Origin of the sequence: Streptomyces sp. NBC_01707, assembly GCF_041438805.1 — a bacterium.
Taxonomy (GTDB): domain Bacteria; phylum Actinomycetota; class Actinomycetes; order Streptomycetales; family Streptomycetaceae; genus Streptomyces.
This window is the reverse complement of sequence record NZ_CP109190.1, coordinates 3,023,097-3,044,069: the sequence shown is the minus strand read 5'-3', so window position 1 is coordinate 3,044,069 and position 20,973 is coordinate 3,023,097. Positions and strand designations below refer to the sequence as shown.

The following is a 20,973-nucleotide window of genomic DNA, read 5'->3' as shown; positions in this document are numbered from 1 at the left end:
GGGCGTACGTCCCAGGTGCGTACCCGTCTCCTTCCCCTGCTCATCATCCTCATGGCGGCCGTGCTGCTCGCCCTCGGCTTCCCGCTTGCCGTCAGCGTTGCGGCCGCTCAGCAGCAGCGCGTCGTGATCGATCGCATCGACGACACGGCCCGCTTCGCCGCGCTGGCCCAGTTCGTCGCCGAACAGACCAGCGGCACCGATGAACGGCGTCGCACGCTCCAGGACGAACTCGAGACGTACGACTCGGTGTACGGGATCCGGGCCGGCGTCTTCTATCGCGACCGCAGCGCCATGGCGGTGGCTCCCGCAACGTGGCGGCTTCCGGTCGAGGGTGAGGGGCGCGAGGCGTTCAGCGAGGCGCTGCTCGGACGTCGCAGCCACGATCCGCCGCAGGTCTGGCCCTGGCAGCGCGGCCGGGTCGTCGTCGCCTCGCCCGTAGTGCGGGACGGCGATGTGGTCGCCGTCGTGGTACTCGACTCGCCCACCAGTGAAATGCGTTCCCGGACGATAAGCGGCTGGCTGCTGATCGCGGTAGGCGAAGTGGTCGCGATGCTGGTGGCCGTCGGTGCCGCGATCCGGCTCACCGGCTGGGTCCTGCTGCCTGTGGAGACCCTGGACGCGGCGGCGCACGACATCGCCAGCGGCCGGATGAGATCCCGGGTGGTGGCCTCCGGAGGACCGCCGGAACTCAGACGCCTGGCCCGGTCGTTCAACGAGATGGCGGACAACGTCGAAGAAGTGCTCGAGCAGCAGCGCGCCTTCGTCGCCGACGCCTCGCACCAGCTGCGCAACCCCCTCGCCGCGCTGCTGCTGCGCATCGAGCTCCTCGCGCTCGAACTCCCTGAGGGCAACGAGGAGATCGCCTCCGTCCGTACGGAGGGCAAGCGGCTCGGTCAGGTTCTGGACGACCTGTTGGACCTGGCGCTGGCCGAGCACACCGCAGCCGATCTCCAGCTCACGGACATCGGCGCGCTCACCACCGAACGGGTCGCCGCGTGGCGCCCGTTCGCGGAGGAGAACGGCGTGCGACTGACGGCGGACGGGGCATCCGCCGTGACGGCCTGGGCGGACCCCGTCGCACTGTCGAGCGCCCTCGACGCCGTCATCGACAATGCGTGCAAGTTCACCCCCGCCGGTGAGGAGGTCCGTGTGACGGTCGCCTCCGGCCGGGAGGACGTCACGGTGGTCGTCGCGGACCGCGGGCCGGGCCTGACCGACCAGGAACTGGAGCGGATCGGGGACCGCTTCTGGCGCAGCACCCGGCATCAGAACGTGCGGGGATCCGGCCTCGGGCTCTCCATCTCGCGCGCCCTGCTCGCCGCGGGCGGCGGCTCCCTCACGTACGCACCGCACGAGCCGCACGGGCTGAGGGTGACGGTGACGGTCCCGCGCAACGGCCCGAACGGCTGACGGCGGCGTCCGCGGTGCGGTCGCCCCGTGCGGCCGAGTGGAGAGCACAAGGGTGTGGGGCAGCCACGTCCGTACCGAGGGGCTCGGCAGGGCGGAGGCGCGCGGGACGCCGCCTCCTCACTTCAGGGTTTGACCGAGCGGTAGTAACGCCTCGCCCCGTCGTGCAGCTGCAGCGGATTGGTGTAGATCGCCGTCCGAAGGTCCACCAGCTGCGCCGCGTGCACCTCGCGCCCGATGCGGTCCCGGCTGTCGATCACGGTCCGGGTGAACGCCTCGGTCATCGCGGCATCCGTACGGTCCGTGGTGACCACCACATTGGCGACCGCCACCGTCGGCACGGCCTGCCCCTGCTGCGCGTTGCGATAGGCGTCGGCGGGCATCATGGCCGAGCGGTAGTAACGGGTCGACCCGCCGCCGGCCTGAAGCTGCTTGATCAGCGGGTCCTCCAAGGGCACCAGCCTGATCGCGAACCGGTCCGACAGCTCCTGCACCGCGGTGGTCGGCAGCCCGCCGGACCAGAAGAACGCGTCGAGCAGGCCGTTCTCCAGCCGCTTCGGCATCGTGTCGATTCCGGCCGGAACCGGAGTGATGTCATGCGTCGGATCAAGACCCGCGGCAGTCATCAGGCGGTCGGCGACCAGCCGCACGCCCGAACCCGGCTGTCCCACCCCGACCTGCTTGCCCATGAGGTCCGAGACCTGCTGCACGTCGGAGTCCCGGGGCACGACCAGCTGGATGTAGTCGTCGTACAGCCGCACGCAGCCACGCAGTCGTTCGGCGCCCGGCTTGCCGTCCCGTAGATATGTGGCCAGGGCGTCTGCCGTGGCGATGGTGAAGTCGGCCTTCCCCGTGGCCACCCGCTCGATGTTCTGCTGAGAGCCCTCCGAGGTCTGCAGCCGTATCGACACCTCTGGCATGTCCTTGGCGAGTGCCCCTCTGAGCCGCTCGCCGTAGCGCTGGTAGACCCCGCTGCGCACCCCGGTGCTGAAGGTCAGCGACCCGCTGGGGGTGGGTTCCCCGAGCGGCAGCACCCACCACAGCAGCAGCCCGAGAACGACGACGACCGCGGCGCCCCCCTGGAGGGTTCGCCGCCGGCCGGTACGGGACAGTGCATCGAGCATGGCGCGATCCTGCCAGGTCGCTGAGTGCGATGGCCAGAGCCGCCCTGTGGAAGGGGGCGGCGAGAGGGCCGCGCGACCTCGTACCCTGGTGGACGAGATGAGCGAGGTAGAGGGTTTGAAAACGTACGAGGTGCGCACCTACGGGTGCCAGATGAACGTCCACGACTCCGAGCGGCTGTCGGGGCTGCTGGAGGGCGCTGGTTACGTACGTGCGCCCGAGGGCGCCGACGGTGACGCCGATGTCGTCGTCTTCAACACCTGCGCGGTGCGGGAGAACGCCGACAACAAGCTCTACGGCAATCTCGGCCGGCTCGCCCCGATGAAGACGAAGCGGCCCGGGATGCAGATCGCGGTCGGCGGCTGTCTCGCGCAGAAGGACCGCGACACGATCGTCAAGCGGGCCCCGTGGGTCGACGTCGTCTTCGGTACGCACAACATCGGCAAGCTGCCGGTGCTCCTGGAGCGCGCCCGTATCCAGGAGGAGGCGCAGATCGAGATCGCCGAGTCCCTGGAGGCGTTCCCCTCCACCCTCCCCACCCGCCGTGAGTCCGCCTACGCGGCGTGGGTCTCCATCTCCGTCGGCTGCAACAACACCTGCACCTTCTGCATCGTCCCGGCGCTGCGCGGCAAGGAGAAGGACCGTCGGACCGGCGACATCCTGGCCGAGATCGAGGCGCTGGTCGCCGAGGGTGTCTCCGAGATCACCCTGCTCGGTCAGAACGTGAACGCGTACGGCTCCGACATCGGGGACCGAGAGGCCTTTTCCAAGCTGCTGAGGGCCTGCGGGAAGATCGACGGACTGGAGCGGGTCCGCTTCACCTCGCCGCACCCTCGCGACTTCACCGACGACGTGATCGCGGCGATGGCCGAGACACCGAATGTGATGCCGCAGCTGCACATGCCGATGCAGTCGGGATCGGACACGATCCTGAAGGCGATGCGCCGCTCGTACCGACAGGAGCGATTCCTCGGCATCATCGAGAAGGTGCGCGCCGCGATGCCGGACGCCGCCATCTCCACCGACATCATCGTGGGCTTCCCCGGCGAGACCGAGGAGGACTTCGAGCAGACCATGCACGCGGTCCGCCAGGCGCGCTTCGCGAACGCCTTCACCTTCCAGTACTCCAAGCGCCCCGGAACGCCGGCCGCCGAGATGGAGGGGCAGATCCCGAAGGAGGTCGTCCAGGAGCGGTACATGCGCCTGTCCGCCCTCCAGGAGGAGATCTCCTGGGACGAGAACAAGAAGCAGGTCGGCCGGACCCTGGAGGTCATGGTCGCGGAGGGCGAGGGCCGCAAGGACGGCGCCACGCACCGGCTCTCCGGCCGCGCTCCCGACAACCGTCTGGTCCACTTCACCAAGCCGGACGAGGACGTGCGTCCGGGCGATGTGGTGACAGTCGAGATCACCTACGCCGCCCCCCACCACCTGCTCGCCGAGGGCGCGCCGCTGAGCGTACGGCGCACGCGTTCCGGCGACGCGTGGGAGAAGCGCACCGCCGCCGAGGCCGCCAAGCCGGCCGGGGTGATGCTGGGACTGCCCGGCATCGGCGCCCCGGCGCCGCTGCCTGCCGCGTCGGCTCCCGGCTGTGGGTGCGACTGACCAGCGGCAGAAGGCGGTGACCTGCGGGCTGCAAGCTCGCGGTCGGCGCGAATCCGTGGGCGGCAGGAATCCTCAGGCCGTACGACCAGGGGAAACAGCCGACGCAGTACGCTGCCCAGCATGCTTGTCGCCGCAGCTGTCTGCCCCTGTCCGCCCCTGCTGGTACCCGAAGTCGCCGCCGGTGCCGCGTCCGAGCTCGACGCCGCGAGGACCGCGTGCATCGATGCCCTGGGTGTGCTCGCTGCGGCCCGGCCCGACCTGCTGATCGTGATCGGGCCCGCGGACGTCGACGGACGCGGTCCGCACCCCGAGGGGAGCCAGGGCTCCTTCAAGGGTTTCGGCGTCGATCTCGATGTACGGCTGGGGCTCGGAGGAGACCCCGGCGCATCGGCGGAGCGTCCGCTTCCACCGTCCCTCGCTGTCGGCGCGTGGTTGCTTGCCCGTGCGGACTGGGCCGACGCCCCGGTCGAGGGTCTCGGGGTGGGGGAGACGCTCGAGGCCGAGCGCTGCGCGAGCGCCGGGCGGGAGCTGGCGGCCAGGGCCGGCCGGGTGGCTCTGCTGGTCATGGGTGACGGAAGCGCCTGCCGCACGCTCAAGGCGCCGGGCTACCTGGACGAGCGCGCCGTTTCGTTCGACGCGGAGGCGTCCCGGGCTCTCGCGGTCGCGGACCTCGCCACGCTGAGGGCGCTGGACGAGTCGCTGGCGTACGAACTGAAGGTGGCGGGACGGGCGCCGTGGCAGGTGCTGGCGGGCGCAGCGGAGGGGGCGGGCCTGAACGGTCGGCTGCTCTACGAGGACGCCCCGTACGGCGTGGGATACATGGTCGCCACCTGGTTCTGAGACCGCATCACACGCAGCCCCCGCCGTACGCCCGACGGCCGTGGAGCAAGACGGCTCCACGGACGTCAGGTGCGTGACATGACGTGAGGGTGTCGAGGTCAGGGAGTAGGCGGCATACCGCCCTCGCTCTTGTGGGACAGCCGTTCGACCGCATCCTTGGCCTTTCGTGTGCCGGACTCGATCTTCTCGGTGTACTTGCCCTTGGTCTTTTGATCGACCGTCCGAGCAGCCTTGTCGAGTCCCTGGTCGATCTTGTCCCCGTGCTGCTGCGCGAAATCGCCGACCTTGTCCCTTGCCGGGCTGAGCTTGGCCTTCAGACTGTCCATGAGGCCCATCGGACACCTTCTCTGCTGGGGGACCGAGTGCGGGCGTCCTCGCCGTCCCGTCGGTCGTCGTTTTGATGGCGGCTGTGGCTTCCCTGACCGTCCGCGGGAACGACTGGCGAAACTGCTGAACAACGCCCATATCCACTCAATATTTTACTCGGGCGAGCGTAATCCCGCGTCGACCGGGAGCCTCATTGCGCCACTCGCGGCTCGTGTGCGCGCCAGGGCTGCGAAGGCCCTCCGGCCTCGCACCGTCACGTAGCCGTCTCAGGGAGCCCGCCCGTAGCTGGTTCGGGAAGGGGGCTGGAGGTTTGCGAGACTGGGGCGGTGAGAAGTCCATCTCCCGCACCGCGGGTCATTGCCGTCGTCGGTCCCACCGCAGCCGGAAAGTCCGATCTGGGGGTATTTCTTGCCCAGCAGCTCGATGGCGAAGTGGTCAACGCCGACTCCATGCAGCTCTACCGGGGGATGGATATCGGCACGGCCAAGCTGACGCTCGCGGAGCGTGGATCCGTACCCCACCGTCTGCTGGACATCTGGGACGTCACCGAGACCGCCAGCGTCGCCGAATACCAGCGCCTGGCCCGCCTGGAGATCGACCGGCTGCTCGCCGAGGGCCGCACCCCCGTCCTGGTCGGTGGCTCCGGGCTGTACGTGAAGGGTGCCATCGACGCCCTGGAGTTCCCCGGGACGGACCCTGGCGTACGCGCCGGGCTGGAGCAGGAACTGGCGGAGCACGGCTCCGGTGCCCTGCACGACCGGCTCGCCGCCGCGGACCCCGAGGCGGGCCGGGCCATCCTGCCGAGCAACGGACGGCGAATCGTCCGGGCACTCGAAGTCATCGAGATCACCGGCAAGCCGTTCACCGCCAATCTCCCGGGTGGCGAAGCGGTCTACGACGCCGTTCAGATCGGGGTCGACGTGGCCCGCCCCGAACTCGACGAACGCATCACCCTCCGGGTCGACCGGATGTGGGAGGCCGGGCTCGTGGACGAGGTGCGTGCCCTGGAGGCGCAGGGGCTGCGCGAGGGGCGAACCGCCTCCCGCGCGCTCGGCTATCAGCAGGTGCTTGCCGCGCTGGCGCAGGAGTGCACCGAGGACGAGGCGCGCGCCGAGACGGTACGCGCCACCAAACGCTTCGCGCGCCGTCAGGACTCCTGGTTCCGCCGCGACCCGCGTGTCCGGTGGCTGAATGGTGCCGCCGACCACCGCCGGGAACTCCCGCACGAGGCGCTGGCGTTGGTCGAACGAGCGGTTACAGCCTGATCACGTGATGGCATCGGGAAGCCCTGCCCGTCATTTCGGTGACCCGGAGCGTGCCATCATCGAGCATCGATCGACCAGTGGAGTCCGAGTTGGGAGGGCGCGTGGCGATGGAGGCCGGCCCTCGCGACACAGAACAAGACGCACCGGACACACAGCACGAGGCGGGACGTCTGAGCCCTGACGGGCCCGACGAGCTCGAGGTGACCCCCGAGGTGGAGGTCGAGCTGCGACCCGCGCGCCGTCTGCGGATCTGGCAGCTCGCCCCGATCGTCATGCTCGCAGCAGTCGGCTCGCTGATGTTCGCCTTCCCGCTCGCCTTCGAGTTCGGCGACGGCGGCGCGGTCGTCGCCATGCTGGGACTGCTGATCAGCTGCTGCGCCGCCGGCTGGGGCATGATGGCCGCCCGCCGGGTCGGGCACACCTGGCCGGGCCTGCCCGCCAGGGGCATGGGCGAGCGCCCCGACTGGCGCGTGATCGCCCTGTACGTGGCCGTGTGCGGGGTGCTGGTGGCGCTGGCCGTGTGGCGCGTGGCCCGACTGCGCTGACATGGGTCCCGGCGCGGCCGTCTCACCTGCCGGTCCGCCTCGTCCCCACCATCCTGTCTCCGCCCTGTCCGTCGACTGCGTGGGCCGCCTTCGCCCGCTGGCGGTGCGGCCTCGTACAGTTGCCCTGTGAGCACCTCGCAGATCGCCTTCCTCAAGGGCCACGGCACCGAGAACGACTTCGTGATCGTTCCCGACCCGGACGACGCCATCGACCTGCCCGCATCCGTCGTCGTCCGGCTCTGCGACCGCCGGGCCGGTATCGGAGGTGACGGTCTGCTGCACGTCGTGCGCTCTGCCGCGCATCCCGAGGCGCGAGCCATGGCGGGCGAGGCCGAGTGGTTCATGGACTACCGCAATGCCGACGGCTCCATCGCCGAGATGTGCGGCAACGGTGTGCGGGTCTTCGCCCACTATCTGAAGCGCGCCGGGCTCGTCGAGGAGGGCGATCTCGCGGTCGCGACCCGGGGCGGCGTGAAGAAGGTCCACATCGCCAAGGGCGGCGACATCACGGTCTCCATGGGGCGCGCGCTGCTCCCGGGCGCGGGCGTCACCGTCACGGTGGACGGCCGCAGCTGGGACGCCCGGAACGTCAATATGGGCAACCCCCACGCGGTCGCCTTCGTCGACGACCTGGCGCACGCCGGTGAGCTGCGCTCCGTACCGCCGTTCACCCCCGCGGCCGTCTACCCCGACGGCGTCAACATCGAGTTCGTCGTGGACCGCGGACCGCGCCACGTCGCGATGCGGGTTCACGAGCGCGGTTCCGGCGAGACCCGCTCCTGCGGCACCGGCGCCTGCGCGGTGGCCGTCGCCGCGGCCCGCAGGGACGGCGCCGACCCCGCGCAGACGGGCACTCCGGTCACGTACACGGTCGACCTGCCCGGCGGGACCCTGCTGATCACCGAGCAGCCGGACGGCGAGATCGAGATGACCGGCCCCGCTGTCATCGTCGCCGAAGGCATGATCAATCCGGCCTGGCTCGAAACGGTCACCGGCTGAAGCTTCGCTCGAATGGGTGATCCGTTTCACGCTGAGCGAGAGCCGGACTCCGCCACGTGGTGGGGTCGGTAGCATCAAGCACCGGCCCGGAGGCGCGTCCGCACCTCCCCACCGCCGGTCGACGTTTGCCGGAGGTGCCCCCATGAGCGCAGAGGCCACCGACCCAGGTGCTCCCATCCGCAGACGAGGCCGTCCCCGGATCGATCTTCGCAGGCTCGGCCGGGTCGCCCTTCTCGGACCCGTCTCCCGCGACCGGCTGCCCGATGCGATCGGTCATGTCGCCGAGGCCCACCGGGCCCATCATCCGGACGCCGACCTGACAGTCCTGCACAAGGCCTACGTCCTGGCAGAGTCCTCCCACCGGGGGCAGATGCGCAAGAGCGGTGAGCCGTACATCACGCACCCGCTCGCGGTCACGTTGATCCTCGCCGAACTCGGCGCCGAGACGACGACACTCACCGCGTCCCTCCTCCATGACACCGTCGAGGACACCGAGGTAACCCTCGAACAGGTGCGGGAGCAGTTCGGCGAAGAGGTCTGCTACCTCGTCGACGGCGTCACCAAACTCGAAAAGGTCGACTACGGTGCGGCGGCCGAGCCCGAGACATTCCGCAAGATGCTCGTCGCCACCGGGGACGACGTCAGGGTGATGTCGATCAAGCTCGCAGACCGGTTGCACAATATGCGCACCCTCGGGGTGATGCGCCCGGAGAAGCAGGCGAGGATCGCCAAGGTCACCCGCGATGTACTGATCCCGCTCGCCGAACGGCTCGGGGTGCAGGCGCTCAAGACAGAGCTGGAGGACCTCGTCTTCGCGATCCTCCACCCCGAGGAGTACGAACACACCCGGGCACTGATCGCCGCAGCGTCACCGGGGTCGGCGGCCTCGGGTGACGCGGGCGCTACCGCCACCGCCACCGAGGACCCTCTCTCCACCATTGCCGAGAACGTCAGAGCCGTGCTGCGGGACGCCGGCATTTCTGCCGAAGTTCTCATCAGGCCACGCCATTACGTCTCCGTGCACCGCGTCCGGATCAAACGCGGCGAACTGCGTGGCACCGACTTCGGCCGCCTGTTGGTGCTTGTCGGCGAGGACGCCGACTGCTACGGCGTCCTCGGCGAGCTCCACACCTGTTTCACCCCGGTGATCTCCGAGTTCAAGGACTTCATCGCGGCCCCCAAGTTCAACCTCTACCAATCGCTGCACACCGCTGTCGTCGGCCCGGGCGGCGCGGTCGCCGAAGTGCTCATCCGTACGCATCGGATGCACAAGGTCGCCGAAGCGGGCGTGATCGCGCTCGGCAACCCTTACGTGGCGGACGGCGTCTCCGCGCCGCAGACGGCCGAACCCGCGGACGGCGAGCGCGCCGACCCGACCCGTCCCGGCTGGCTCTCACGGCTGCTCGCATGGCAGCAGTCCGCACCCGACCCGGACACCTTCTGGACCACACTCCGCGCCGACCTCGCCGAGGACCGCGAGATCACCGTCTTCCGCACCGACGGTGGCACCCTCGGCCTCCCGGCGGGGGCCAGTTGCGTCGATGCCGCCTACGCTCAGTACGGCGACGAGGCGCACAGCTGCATCGGAGCCAGGGTCAACGGACGGCTCGCCAGGCTCTCCACCGTGCTCAGCGACGGGGACACCGTGCAGCTGCTGCTGGCCGAGGACGCGACGTCCGGTCCTTCACCCGACTGGCTCGACCACGCCCGTACCCCCACCGCGCGCATCGCGATCACCGGTTGGCTCGGCGCCCACCCGCAGGACCCCCAGGGCTCCTACGGCAGCCGGCCCGCGGGCCGCAGGCCCGACCCGCAGCCCATGGCTTCGGCACCTTCCGCGAGCGACCGGTCCGCCGACCGCGCCGCGACCGTCGTCGTGGACCGGCCGGACGCCACCGTACGTCTGGCGGGCTGCTGCACACCCGTACCTCCCGACGCCGTCACCGGATTCACCGTGCGCGGCGGCGCCGTCACCGTGCACCGGCAGGAGTGTCCCGCGGTGGCCCGGATGCAGGCCGCCGGCCGGACGCCCGTCGCGGTCGGCTGGGGCGATGCGGCGGCCTGCCGGGTCACCCTCGTCGCCGAGTCCTTCGGACGCCCGCGGCTGCTCGCCGATCTCACCGAGGCCATCGCGACAGCGGACGCCGCGATCATCGCCGCCACCGTCGAACCACCCAGTGAGCAGCGCGTTCGGCACACCTACACCCTTCAGTTGCCGGACGCCGCCGGACTGCCCGCGCTCATGCGCGCGATGCGTGACGTGCCGGGGGTGTACGACGTGAGCCGTGCCCAGCACCCGGCCGCCGCCGTCTGAACCACCGCCTCGCAGCGCCCGGCCGCCGCACCGGCCCCTCGTTCGAGTGGCGCGGCGCGCGCCGCACCCGGCCCCGGCGGTCGTCGCTGGTAGCCGTAGTCCATGCCGCTCATCCCCCGCCGCCTGCGGGCCGCCCTGCTTGCCACCGCCTCGGCCACCCTCGTTGCCGCCACCCTGCCCGCGCCCGTGCCGCTCGGCATCGGAGATTCGCTCTTCCCTCACCTCGGCAACCCGGGATACGACGTCCTGTCGTACGACATCGGGTTCACGTACCACGGCAACAACAAGCCACTGGACGCCATCACCACGATCGACGCGCGGACCACCGAGCCGCTCGACCGGATCAACCTCGACTTCGCCCGCGGCACAGTCCGTACTGTCGACATCAACGGGCAGCGGGCCGACTTCGCCGCCGCGGACGAGGACCTGGTCGTCGAGGCCCCGGGCAGGCTTCCGGCCGGAGTGCCGCTCCACATCACCGTCCGGCACACCAGCGACCCGAGCGGCGACCAGAAAAGCGGCGGATGGCTGCGCACCTCCGACGGCCTCGCGATGGCAAACCAGGCGGACGCCGCCCACCGGGTCTTCCCCAGCAACGACCACCCGGCCGACAAGGCGTACTTCACCTTCCGGGTCACCGCACCCGAGGAACTGAAGGTGGTCGCCAACGGCCTGCCCGCAGGCAAGGTCCGGGACGGCTCCTCGACCACCTGGACGTACCGGACCGCACACCCCATGGCCACCGAGCTGGCCCAGGTCTCCATCGGGCGCTCCACCGTCCTGGAGCGGACCGGACCCCACGGACTGCCGGTTCGCGACGTGGTGCCGGCCGCCGACGCCAAGGCCCTCGAACGGTGGCTGAAGACGACGCCGGGGCAGTTGGAGTGGATGGAACGGCAGGTCGGCCGCTACCCCTTCGAGACGTACGGACTGCTGATCGCCGACACGAAGACCGGCTTCGAACTGGAGACCCAGACGCTCACGCTCTTCGAACGGTCCGTGTTCACCAGCGGCATCTACCCCGAGTGGTACGTCGAATCGCTCATGGTGCACGAGCTGGCCCACCAGTGGTTCGGTGACAGCGTCTCCCCGCGGTCCTGGTCCGATCTCTGGCTCAACGAAGGACACGCCAGCTGGTACGAGGCCCGCTACGCCGAGGAACACGCCAAGCGGCCGCTGGAACGCCGGATGCGCGACGCGTACACCAGGTCCGACAGCTGGCGCGCCGCCGGAGGCCCGCCCGCCCGCCCCGCCGCCCCGGCGCCCGGCGAGAAGATCAGCATCTTCCGGCCGTCCGTCTACGACGGCAGCGCACTCGTCCTCTACGCGCTGCGCAAGGAGATCGGTGAGCCCGCCTTCGACCGGCTGGAACGACGCTGGGTCAGCACCCATCGCGATTCCACCGCGACCACGAAGGACTTCGTCCGGCTGGCGTCGCAGATCGCGGGGCGAGACCTGACCACGTTCTTTCACAGCTGGCTGTACGGGGCGAAGACCCCACCGATGCCGGGGCACCCGGACTGGCACAGCACACAGCCGGCCGGACGGGGGTAAACCCGGGTGACGGGCCCAGCCGGGCCATGCCACTATCGACGGGTCGCCGCGGCGGCCGGACCGGAGATTCTCACCGGAGGGAATCATCCAGGAAGGTCACACGTTGTGACACATGTAACGGACTTCTATCGACGTAAGGATCCAATGACCTCCTCTTCTTCCCTTCCCCAGGACGCGCAGAACGCGCAGAGTGCCACGGAGAACGTCACCGAGAGCCTCACCGAGAGCCTTCGGGCCGACGCCCTGATGGAAGAGGACGTCGCCTGGAGCCACGAGATCGACGGAGAGCGGGACGGCGAGCAGCTCGACCGTTCCGAGCGTGCCGCGCTACGACGTGTGGCGGGCCTCTCCACCGAGCTCGAGGACGTCACCGAGGTCGAGTACCGACAGCTGCGCCTGGAGCGCGTGGTGCTGGTCGGCGTCTGGACCTCCGGGACCGTGCAGGACGCGGAGAATTCGCTCGCGGAGCTTGCAGCGCTTGCGGAGACGGCGGGCGCCCAGGTGCTCGACGCCGTCTTCCAGCGCCGCGACAAGCCCGACCCGGCTACGTACATCGGCTCCGGCAAGGCGCTGGAACTGCGTGACATCGTCCTCGAATCAGGGGCCGACACCGTCGTCTGCGACGGTGAGCTCAGCCCCGGCCAGCTGATCCATCTCGAGGACGTCGTCAAGGTCAAGGTGGTCGACCGGACCGCCCTGATCCTCGACATCTTCGCCCAGCACGCCAAGTCCCGAGAGGGCAAGGCGCAGGTCTCCCTCGCACAGATGCAGTACATGCTGCCGCGACTGCGCGGTTGGGGTCAGTCGCTGTCCCGGCAGATGGGCGGTGGCGGGTCCAGCGGCGGTGGCGGCATGGCGACCCGTGGTCCCGGTGAGACCAAGATCGAGACCGACCGGCGTCGGATCCGCGAGAAGATGGCGAAGATGCGCCGGGAGATCGCGGAGATGAAGACCGGCCGCGAGATCAAGCGTCAGGAGCGCAAGCGCAACAAGGTGCCTTCAGTCGCGATCGCGGGCTACACCAACGCGGGCAAGTCCTCGCTGCTCAACCGGCTGACCGGTGCGGGCGTCCTTGTGGAGAATGCACTGTTCGCCACGCTGGACCCGACCGTCCGCCGAGCCGAGACGCCGACCGGCCGGACCTACACCCTGGCCGACACGGTCGGGTTCGTACGGCATCTGCCGCACCACCTCGTCGAGGCGTTCCGCTCCACCATGGAGGAGGTCGGCGAATCCGACCTGATCCTGCATGTGGTGGACGGATCCCACCCGGTGCCGGAGGAGCAGCTCGCCGCCGTGCGCCAAGTGATCCGCGATGTGGGTGCGCTGGACGTGCCCGAGATCGTGGTGATCAACAAGGCTGATGCGGCCGACCCGCTGGTCCTCCAGCGCCTCCTGCGGATCGAGAAGCACGCCATCGCCGTCTCGGCGCGCACCGGTGCCGGTATGGCGGAGCTGCTCGCGCTCATCGATTCCGAACTGCCTCGGCCGTCGGTCGAGATCGAGGCACTCGTGCCGTACACCCAGGGCGGGCTTGTCTCCCGGGTGCACGCCGACGGCGAAGTGATCTCCGAGGAGCACACCTCGGAGGGCACGCTGCTCAAGGCGCGGGTTCATGAGCAACTGGCCGCGGACCTCGCATCGTTCGCGCTCGCAGCGCACTGAGAGCACGACAGTCTACGGACCGAAGGCCCGTTCCCTCGCGATGAGGGAGCGGGCCTTCGGGCGTGAACGGGGCTCCTGCTACCGACCGGCGAACTTGTCGCTCATCATCGTGAAGGTCTCCTGCGCGCCCTGGCCCAGGTGGGGTCCGGCGAGCCAGCCCGAAGTCACCGGGCCGATGGAGGTGTTGGACACCAGGGCCAGCTTGCCGTCGGCGCCCTCGCTGAACCAGCCGCCGCCGGAGGAACCGCCGGTCATGGTGCAGCCGATGCGGTACATCGTCGGGGTGCTGGGGCTGATGGAGAGCCGACCGGGACGGTCGACGCACTTGTGCATGATCAGACCGTTGTACGGGGGAGCGGCCGGGTAGCCCCAGGCGCCCATGGCGCTGATCTGCGAGATCTCGGGGGCGTCGAAGTTGACCGGCAGGGCGTTGCCGACGGTCTCCTCCAGGGACTTCGTGCCGTTCTCCGGCTTCACGTGCAGCACCGCGTAGTCGTACGGAGCACCCTCGCCGCCGGTGGGACCGCCACGCGCGATCCACTCGCCGGAGGACGTGGCCCAGTCGGCCCAGAACGCACCGTACGGGGCGATCTCCTCCGGTCGGGCGTTCTGCAGTGCGGCGGCGGACTTGCCCTTGTCGTTGTACGCGGGCACGAAGACGATGTTGCGGTACCAGCCGCCCTTCGCACCGGCGTGGACACAGTGTCCGGCTGTCCACACCAGGTTGGACCTGCCCGGGTTCTTCGGGTCCTTGACGACCGTGCCCGAGCAGACCATGGAGCCCTCGGGGGAGTCGAAGAACACCTTGCCGACCGGAGCCGCGTGGTCGTGGTAGGGAAGGGCCTCGGGCCGGGCCTTGACCGGTGCGGGCTCCGGGTCGGTGACGCCTTGGTCGCCGGAGAGGTCACCGGCCGCCATCGTCTTCGCCGGGTCCTTGGCGGACTTCATCCGGTCGGGCTTCCACAGCCCGTCGATCACCGGGTTGACGAAGTCCTTGGCCTCACGCAGCCACTTGTCCTTGTCCCAGTTCTTCCACTCGCCGTCCCTCCACTTCTCCGGGTCGACGCCGTGCTTCTTCAGCGTCTCGGCCAGATCGGCGGGGATGCCGCCGCCGCTTTCGTTGCCACCGGCGGATCCGACGGCGGCCGGCTTGTCGGCAGCATCGTCCTCGCTCGGACCACAGGCTGTTGCCGACAGCGCGAGCACGGCGACGAGGCCGGTCGCGGCCAGCAGCGGACGTATGGATCGCATGGAAAAGATTCCCCCTGAAATCTCTGAGAGTTGCCATGAACGTGTCATGTGAAGGGGTGGTCGTGCGAGCGACCACCGAATGTGCAGAGACACCCTATGACGGTCCGGCGCACGGCTTTTGCCACCGGGGTACCGGATGACAGCGTCCCGTGCGGGCCGGGCTGCCGCCCGGCCCGCACGGGCCTCCGGTGGACAGTTGTCGCCCCGAAGGCCCCTGGGTGACCGTCACCCGCCAGGCGGCGGGCGCCAGTTCGTACGGTTCACTGCCCGGCGTACTTCCTGCTGACCGCGTCGTAGACGCCCTTCGCTTCCTTCCCGAAGCGCGGGCCGGCCAGCCACCCCGCCGTCACCGGTCCGATGGACGTGTTCGATACGAGGGCGGGCTTGCCGTCCTGGCCTGCCGCGACCCAGCCGCCACCGGAGGCGCCGCCGGTCATGGTGCACCCGACGCGGTACATCGTCGGGTCCTCCCTCGTGAGCGAGAGCCGGCCCGGCTTGTCCTTGCACTGCAGCAGCTTCTGACCGTCGTACGGTGGCGCGGCCGGGAAACCGGTTGCCGTCATGCTGTCGATCCTGGGAACGGCCGGAGCGTTGAAGTCGACGGGCAGCGCCGCACCGACCGTTTCCTCCAGCGACTTTCCGGTCGTCCCCTTCTCGGGGGCGACATGCAGCACCGCGAAGTCGTACGGAGCACCCTGACCGCCGGTCGGTCCGCCGTCGGAGATCCACTGGTCGGACGTCTGCGCCCACTGGCCCCACCACACGCCGTACGGGGCGATCTGCTCCTTGGGCGCGTTCTGCAGCTCGGCGATCGACAGGCCGCTGTTGTTGTAGGACGGCACGAAGGCGATGTTGCGGTACCAGCCGCCCTTCTTGCCCGCGTGCACACAGTGGCCGGCCGTCCACACCATGTTGGACTTTCCGGGGTGCGCCGGGTCCTTCACCACGGTCGCGGAGCAGACCATGGAGCCCTCGGGGCCGTCGAAGAAGAGCTTCCCGGACTCCGCGGCGCTGTCGTGGTAAGGCGTCTGCGCATTCGTGGCCTGCACCGGTGCCGGCGTCGGATCCGTCACGCCGGCGTCGCCCGAGATGTCGTTGTCGACCGGCTGCTCGGGCGCCTTGTCGGCATCCCGCATGCGCTCCGGGTCCCAGAGGTCCTCGATGATCGGGTTGACGAAGTCCTTGGCCTCACGCAGCCACTTGTCCTTGTCCCAGTTCTTCCACTCGCCGTCCCTCCACTGGTCGAGGTCGATCCCGTGCTCCTTGAGCCGGTCCTTCAGATCGTCCGGAATGACGATCTTGTTGTCTACGGAGGACCGGTCGGCGGAACTGCTGGGCTCGGCACTCGCCTTCTCCTCGCTCGGCCCGCAGGCGGTGGCGGTGAGCGCGAGAACGGCCGTGGCCGCGGCCACGGCGAGCAGGGAGGAGGGCGAGCGATGTGCTCTCCGCCCCTGACGTGCCGTGAGAGCTGGTCGAATGAGTCGCATGTGGTGATCCCCCTGGGACTTCGTAACTCAATACTTCTGTACTGCCCTCGGACAGTGTGCTGAGGTGCTGACCCAGACACCGCTCCGAACGCCTCGCTGTCAACGCGCCGAGGTCTCCGAGAAGTTGCCCGAAGTCTCGGCGCGGTCCCCCACTATGCCGGTGCCGGTGGGGACGGAACGCGGCAGGGCCACGGTTCCGTCTCCGCCAGGATCTTCCGATTTACCCGTGATCCCCTGCGTCCGGCGTCGTTGGTACGTACGCGGGGCTTGCGGACAGCGTTCAGCTCAGCAGTCCGTCCTTGCGGAAACGTACTGACGTGCAACGCAACTGTTATAGCGGGAGGACCAACAGCCGTGGCCGTGACCGAACCTGCACCGTTGGCGCCACCCTCGGTGCACGAGGGGATCCTGCGCCGACAGTCGCTGCGCGAGTCGGCCGCCCGTACCTATGCGCGGTCACTGCCGATCGTGCCGGTTCGGGCCCGCGGGCTGACCATCGAAGGCGCGGACGGACGACGCTATCTCGACTGTCTCTCCGGAGCGGGCACGCTGGCCCTCGGGCACAACCATCCGGTCGTTCTGGAAGCGATCAAGAACGTCATCGACTCGGGTGCGCCCCTGCACGTCCTCGACCTGGCAACCCCGGTCAAGGACGCCTTCACCACGGAACTGTTCGCCACACTCCCACCACAGTTCGCCGACAACGCCCGGATCCAGTTCTGCGGGCCGGCCGGCACGGATGCGGTCGAAGCGGCCTTCAAACTGGTTCGTGCCGCGACCGGGCGCAGCGGACTTCTGGCCTTCACCGGTGCCTACCACGGGATGACGGCGGGAGCCCTCGCGGCCTCGGGCGGCGCCGAGGACGTCCGGGTCACCCGGCTTCCCTTTCCGCAGGACTACCGCTGCCCCTTCGGTATCGGCGGCGAACGAGGGGCCGAGGTCGCCGCGCGGTGGACCGAGAGTCTCCTGGACGATCCCAAGGGCGGAGCGCCGGCGCCGGCCGGGATGATCCTCGAACCGGTACAGGGCGAGGGCGGTGTGAACCCCGCCCCCGACGGCTGGATGCGCCGGATGCGCGAGATCACCGAAGTCCGGTCCATCCCCCTGATCGCCGACGAGGTGCAGACGGGCGTCGGCCGGACCGGCGCGTTCTGGGCGGTGCAGCACAGCGGGATCGTCCCCGACGTGATGGTGCTGTCCAAGGCCATCGGCGGCTCCCTTCCGCTCGCTGTGATCGTCTACCGCTCCGAACTCGACACCTGGCAGCCGGGCGCCCACGCAGGCACCTTCCGCGGCAACCAACTCGCGATGGCCGCCGGTACGGCCACCCTCGCCTACGTTCGCGAGAACCGGCTCGCCGAGCGTGCCGCGACGCTGGGCGCCCGCATGCTCGCCCGCCTCCAGGCACTGGCGATCGACCACCCGTGCATCGGGGACGTCCGCGGACGCGGCCTGATGATCGGTGTGGAGCTCGTCGACCCCGAGGCCGAGATGCCCGCCGGGGGTACCGGTGGCGGCCCCGAGGCCCCGCCCGACCCGGTCCTCGCCTCCGCAGTGCAGCAGGAATGCCTGCGCCGCGGTCTCATCGTCGAACTCGGCGGACGCCACTCCGCCGTCGTACGCCTGCTCCCTCCCCTGACGCTCACCGACGAACAGGCAACCGCGGTCCTCGACCGCCTCGCCGACGCCCTGGCAGCAGCCGAGCGTTCGCCGCACCGCCGAACCATGACCGGGTCGGCTCGCTGATCCCGGAAACCTCACAAGGAAGACCGCCGTGAACCCCACCCCCGCGCCCGAGGCCGACGGCCTTCCCTCCGGCCAGCAGCGAGGACAGGCCGGGCTCGTCGGCCGACTCGCAGTCGAGCAGACGATCGTGCCGCGCCAGAAGGCCGCGCCTCGCGGCGGTCGGCGCACCCAGCAGGTACAGGTACCACATACCGGCACAGGAGCAGCCGATCTGCTCGACCACCCGGACCCGCTCATGGCCGCAGACACAGCAGGTGTCGAGAACCTGCTGCGCTGCTGGGTCCGGGAGAACGACCTGCCCCGACCGGACCGCGACAGCCTTCGCATCCCGTTGCCCGCCAGCGGAACGGCTCTGCTCGTCCCCGTTCTCTACTGGTCCGCCACGGGATGGCACCGTTTCGGCCGGCCCGCCCTGGAGGAGGCACCCGACGGCGCGCCGAGCACCGATGCCGTCACCGTCGCGGCCCTCCTGGGCCGCGAGGCGGACCGGAACGAGGGCGCCGACATGGTGGCCAGAGTCGCCGACTCGGTACGCCGCACGGCCGGGTTCATCGCCGAGCGGCGCCGTACACCCACGGCTCCCGACGACGCCGACCTCTTCCTCACCGCCGAGCAGTCTCTTCTGCTCGGACACCCCCTGCACCCCAGCCCCAAGAGTCGCGAAGGCCTCTCCGAGGCCGAATCCCGCCTCTACTCGCCCGAGTTGCACGGCTCCTTCCCGCTGCACTGGATGGCTGTCGACCGCTCCGTGCTGGCCACCGATTCCTCCTGGACGGAGGGGGGTCGCCCCGTACCGGCCGAGGGCCTGGTCGCCCAGCACGCGGAGGGACTGCAACTACCCGAGAACACCGCACCGATTCCGCTCCACCCCTGGCAGGCCCGCGAACTGAGCCACCGGCCCGAAGTGGCGGCACTGCTCGATGCGAAGCTCCTTCACGACCTGGGACCGCACGGCAAGCTCTGGTACCCCACCTCCTCCGTCCGGACCGTCCACCAGCCCGGTGCCGACGTCATGCTCAAACTCTCCCTCGGCGTACGCATCACCAACTCCCGTCGTGAGAACCTCCGCAAAGAACTCCACCGAGGGGTGGAGGTCCACCGGCTGCTCCGCAGCGGACTCGCCACGGAGTGGCACGCCGTCCACCCCGGCTTCGACATCGTCCGCGACCCCGCATGGCTCGCCGTCGACGCGCCGGACGGCGAACCCGTCTCCGGTCTCGACGTCATGCTGCGCCACAACCCGTTCCACCCGCTCGACGACGCGGTGTGCATCGCCGGTCTCACGGCCCCGCGGCCCTGGCCCGACCGGCCAGGCGTGCACTCGCGCCTCGCGGATGTCGTCGTCCGCCTCGCCGCGGCCACCGGCAGAAGCAAGGGAGCCGTCGCTGCCGAGTGGTTCCTGCGCTACCTCGACCGCGTCGTACGCCCCGTGCTCTGGCTCGACGCCACAGCAGGCGTCGCCCTCGAAGCCCACCAGCAGAACACGCTGGTGCTGCTCGACGCCGACGGCTGGCCCGTCGGCGGCCGCTATCGCGACAATCAGGGCTACTACTTCCGCGAGTCCCGTCGCGCGGACCTCGAGCTCAGGCTCCCGGGGATCGGAGCCGCCAGCGACACCTTCGTCTCCGACGCGGTCACCGATGAGCGCTTCGCCTACTACCTCGGCATCAACAACCTCTTCGGCCTCATCGGAGCCTTCGGTTCCCAGCGCCTCGCCGATGAGCAGGTGCTGATCGCCGCGCTCCGCCGCTTCCTCGGCGGAGTCACCGGCCTCGGCACCCCGCTTCCCGCGCAACTGCTGGAGAAGCCGAACCTGCGGTGCAAGGCCAACCTGCTGACCCGGCTGCACGGCCTCGACGAACTCGTCGGTCCCGTCGACACCCAGTCCGTCTACGTCACCATTGCCAACCCCCTCGTCGTCTGAAGGAACATGACCCCCGCCTGAACTGCTGAGAGGAGAGGCCTCACCGTGCCTCCCGCCGATGCGCACACCGGCGCCGGAACCGGCCCTTCCTCCCAAGCCGGTACGGGCGCCGAGGACACCCTGGACCTGCAACTCCCCGACGAATTCCTCGCCCTGTTCGGGGAAGACGAACCGGCGACGGTAACGCCGACGCCGATCCACGCTTCTCTCGACGGGCCCCTGTCCCTTAAGGAGTCCCTGGCCCGGGGCGGATCCACGTCGACCGAGGGGGAGGACGTGAGCACAGGCACGGTCACGGACGCAGGCCCTGGCACGCCTGGTGTGGCGAGCAGGCTGGAGTCTTCCGACCTGCTCGACAACCCGGCCGAGTGGAGACCGGTCACCACGCCGGCCGGAGTGTTTCAACTGGTCCCCGTACGGCTGGAACGCGATCTCGCGGTGATCAGCCGCTGGATGAACGACCCTGCAGTCGCCGCGTTCTGGGAACTGGGCGGGGAGGAAGCCGTCACCGCCGCCCACCTGGGCCCCCAACTGGAGGGCGACGGACGTAGCGTTCCCTGCCTGGGCGTGCTGTCCGGCGTTCCCATGAGCTACTGGGAGATCTACCGCGCGGACCTCGACCCGCTGGCCCGTCACTACCCTGCCCGACCGAATGACACCGGACTCCACCTCCTCATCGGTGGCGTGTCCGACCGCGGGCGCGGCATCGGCACCACCCTTCTCCGGGCCGTCTCCGACCTCGTACTCGACAACCGTCCGCAGTGCGCGCGCGTCGTGGCGGAACCCGACCTGCGCAACACCCCCTCCGTCTCGGCTTTTCTGAGCGCCGGCTTCCGGTTCTCCGCGGAAGTCGAACTCCCCGACAAACAAGCCGCTCTGATGATCCGAGACCGAGCCCACCGAGCCCAGCTGTGATCGACCTGCT

16 protein-coding genes are annotated in these 20,973 nt (G+C 69.8%); 12 read left to right on the top strand and 4 right to left on the bottom strand.

What is annotated here, in order from left to right; translation table 11 throughout:
• Window positions 1–15 precede the first annotated feature (15 nt).
• A complete protein-coding gene (locus tag OG963_RS13530) occupies window positions 16–1,410 on the top strand; it encodes a HAMP domain-containing sensor histidine kinase (protein WP_030927107.1) in 1,395 nt (464 codons plus the stop codon).
• Between the two features lie 122 nt (window positions 1,411–1,532).
• Here the strand turns inward: OG963_RS13530 and OG963_RS13525 are convergent, their stop codons facing one another.
• Window positions 1,533–2,531 (bottom strand): TAXI family TRAP transporter solute-binding subunit, encoded by a 999-nt coding sequence (locus tag OG963_RS13525; protein WP_030927109.1) that lies wholly within the window; start codon window positions 2,529–2,531, stop codon window positions 1,533–1,535.
• 97 nt (window positions 2,532–2,628) lie between these two features.
• Here OG963_RS13525 and miaB point away from each other — a divergent pair, with 97 nt between their 5' ends.
• Both miaB and OG963_RS13515 read left to right on the top strand, forming a co-directional pair.
• A complete protein-coding gene (gene miaB / locus OG963_RS13520; RefSeq protein ID WP_093777412.1) occupies window positions 2,629–4,131 on the top strand; it encodes a tRNA (N6-isopentenyl adenosine(37)-C2)-methylthiotransferase MiaB in 1,503 nt (500 codons plus the stop codon).
• A 120-nt stretch (window positions 4,132–4,251) separates the two neighbouring features.
• Window positions 4,252–4,971, top strand: coding sequence for a class III extradiol dioxygenase subunit B-like domain-containing protein (locus OG963_RS13515; RefSeq protein ID WP_093777341.1), 720 nt, complete (start codon window positions 4,252–4,254; stop codon window positions 4,969–4,971).
• A 98-nt stretch (window positions 4,972–5,069) separates the two neighbouring features.
• Here the strand turns inward: OG963_RS13515 and OG963_RS13510 are convergent, their stop codons facing one another.
• Window positions 5,070–5,297, bottom strand: a complete 228-nt coding sequence (locus OG963_RS13510; RefSeq protein WP_234322182.1) for an antitoxin — start codon at window positions 5,295–5,297, stop codon at window positions 5,070–5,072.
• A gap of 327 nt (window positions 5,298–5,624) precedes the next feature.
• On the opposite strand from OG963_RS13510, the gene miaA reads away from it, so the two are divergent.
• The 6 genes from miaA to hflX all read left to right on the top strand — a co-directional run bounded on the left by miaA (window position 5,625) and on the right by hflX (window position 13,640).
• Entirely contained in the window at window positions 5,625–6,563 is a 939-nt protein-coding gene (gene miaA / locus OG963_RS13505) for a tRNA (adenosine(37)-N6)-dimethylallyltransferase MiaA (RefSeq protein ID WP_093777339.1), read from the top strand.
• 107 nt (window positions 6,564–6,670) lie between these two features.
• Window positions 6,671–7,108 carry a hypothetical protein gene (locus OG963_RS13500; RefSeq protein ID WP_093777337.1) on the top strand — a complete coding sequence of 146 codons (438 nt, stop codon included), beginning with the start codon at window positions 6,671–6,673 and terminating at the stop codon, window positions 7,106–7,108.
• Between the two features lie 126 nt (window positions 7,109–7,234).
• On the top strand, window positions 7,235–8,107 hold the full coding sequence (gene dapF, locus OG963_RS13495) for a diaminopimelate epimerase (RefSeq protein WP_371798948.1): 873 nt from the start codon (window positions 7,235–7,237) through the stop codon (window positions 8,105–8,107).
• A 142-nt stretch (window positions 8,108–8,249) separates the two neighbouring features.
• Entirely contained in the window at window positions 8,250–10,421 is a 2,172-nt protein-coding gene (locus OG963_RS13490) for a bifunctional (p)ppGpp synthetase/guanosine-3',5'-bis(diphosphate) 3'-pyrophosphohydrolase (protein WP_093930914.1), read from the top strand.
• Window positions 10,422–10,523: 102 nt separating this feature from the next.
• Entirely contained in the window at window positions 10,524–11,975 is a 1,452-nt protein-coding gene (locus tag OG963_RS13485; protein WP_371798947.1) for a M1 family metallopeptidase, read from the top strand.
• Between the two features lie 144 nt (window positions 11,976–12,119).
• Window positions 12,120–13,640: a GTPase HflX gene (hflX, locus tag OG963_RS13480; protein ID WP_371798946.1), complete on the top strand. Its 1,521-nt coding sequence runs from the start codon at window positions 12,120–12,122 to the stop codon at window positions 13,638–13,640.
• A 78-nt stretch (window positions 13,641–13,718) separates the two neighbouring features.
• Here hflX and OG963_RS13475 read toward each other — a convergent pair whose 3' ends face one another.
• Both OG963_RS13475 and OG963_RS13470 read right to left on the bottom strand, forming a co-directional pair.
• Window positions 13,719–14,891 (bottom strand): hypothetical protein, encoded by a 1,173-nt coding sequence (locus OG963_RS13475; protein WP_371798945.1) that lies wholly within the window; start codon window positions 14,889–14,891, stop codon window positions 13,719–13,721.
• Window positions 14,892–15,151: 260 nt separating this feature from the next.
• Window positions 15,152–16,378, bottom strand: coding sequence for a serine protease (locus OG963_RS13470; protein WP_371798944.1), 1,227 nt, complete (start codon window positions 16,376–16,378; stop codon window positions 15,152–15,154).
• Window positions 16,379–16,732: 354 nt separating this feature from the next.
• Between OG963_RS13470 and OG963_RS13465 the strand changes: the two genes are divergently transcribed.
• The 3 genes from OG963_RS13465 to OG963_RS13455 are packed head-to-tail and all read left to right on the top strand — an operon-like array spanning window position 16,733 to window position 20,963.
• Window positions 16,733–18,124 (top strand): diaminobutyrate--2-oxoglutarate transaminase family protein, encoded by a 1,392-nt coding sequence (locus OG963_RS13465; protein ID WP_093777323.1) that lies wholly within the window; start codon window positions 16,733–16,735, stop codon window positions 18,122–18,124.
• A gap of 28 nt (window positions 18,125–18,152) precedes the next feature.
• On the top strand, window positions 18,153–20,048 hold the full coding sequence (locus tag OG963_RS13460; protein WP_371798943.1) for an IucA/IucC family siderophore biosynthesis protein: 1,896 nt from the start codon (window positions 18,153–18,155) through the stop codon (window positions 20,046–20,048).
• A gap of 45 nt (window positions 20,049–20,093) precedes the next feature.
• Window positions 20,094–20,963, top strand: a complete 870-nt coding sequence (locus OG963_RS13455; RefSeq protein WP_319739476.1) for a GNAT family N-acetyltransferase — start codon at window positions 20,094–20,096, stop codon at window positions 20,961–20,963.
• The last annotated feature ends 10 nt before the right edge of the window (window positions 20,964–20,973 follow it).

Coding starts and splice junctions, on each gene's coding strand:
- OG963_RS13525 (WP_030927109.1), bottom strand. CDS start 2,531: ATGCTCGATGCACTGTCCCGTACCGGCCGGCGGCGAACCCTCCAGGGG.
- miaB (WP_093777412.1), top strand. CDS start 2,629: ATGAGCGAGGTAGAGGGTTTGAAAACGTACGAGGTGCGCACCTACGGG.
- OG963_RS13515 (WP_093777341.1), top strand. CDS start 4,252: ATGCTTGTCGCCGCAGCTGTCTGCCCCTGTCCGCCCCTGCTGGTACCC.
- OG963_RS13510 (WP_234322182.1), bottom strand. CDS start 5,297: ATGGACAGTCTGAAGGCCAAGCTCAGCCCGGCAAGGGACAAGGTCGGC.
- OG963_RS13500 (WP_093777337.1), top strand. CDS start 6,671: ATGGAGGCCGGCCCTCGCGACACAGAACAAGACGCACCGGACACACAG.
- OG963_RS13490 (WP_093930914.1), top strand. CDS start 8,250: ATGAGCGCAGAGGCCACCGACCCAGGTGCTCCCATCCGCAGACGAGGC.
- OG963_RS13485 (WP_371798947.1), top strand. CDS start 10,524: ATGCCGCTCATCCCCCGCCGCCTGCGGGCCGCCCTGCTTGCCACCGCC.
- hflX (WP_371798946.1), top strand. CDS start 12,120: ATGACCTCCTCTTCTTCCCTTCCCCAGGACGCGCAGAACGCGCAGAGT.
- OG963_RS13475 (WP_371798945.1), bottom strand. CDS start 14,891: ATGCGATCCATACGTCCGCTGCTGGCCGCGACCGGCCTCGTCGCCGTG.
- OG963_RS13470 (WP_371798944.1), bottom strand. CDS start 16,378: ATGCGACTCATTCGACCAGCTCTCACGGCACGTCAGGGGCGGAGAGCA.